Source organism: Pollutimonas rozaliensis, assembly GCF_048751585.1.
Lineage (GTDB): Bacteria > Pseudomonadota > Gammaproteobacteria > Burkholderiales > Burkholderiaceae_B.
Window position 1 is genome coordinate 1 of record NZ_JAZHOB010000342.1, and the last position, 240, is coordinate 240.

Annotated in this window: 1 protein-coding gene; it reads left to right on the forward strand. The window is 54.2% G+C overall.

Annotated features, from left to right (window positions below):
- Nucleotides 1-47: 47 nt before the first annotated feature.
- The coding region (locus V0R37_RS23165) for a ribose-phosphate pyrophosphokinase-like domain-containing protein (RefSeq protein WP_489685834.1) at nt 48-240 on the forward strand (193 nt) is incomplete at its 3' end.

The window sequence follows — 240 nt, forward strand, 5'->3', positions numbered from 1 at the left end:
TCCCCTGATCCCCAACACTGCAAAGGTGGCTGCGCGTGTCAAAATTGATGGTCTTCACCGGAAATGCCAATCCCGAACTCGCTCAAAAGATTGCCGAGAGCTTGGACAGCCGCATGGGTAATGCCACGGTGGGTCAATTTAGCGACGGCGAAATCGCGGTCGAGATCAATGAGAACGTGCGTGGCAAGGATGTCTTTATCCTGCAATCCACCTGCGCGCCGACGAATGACAATCTGATGG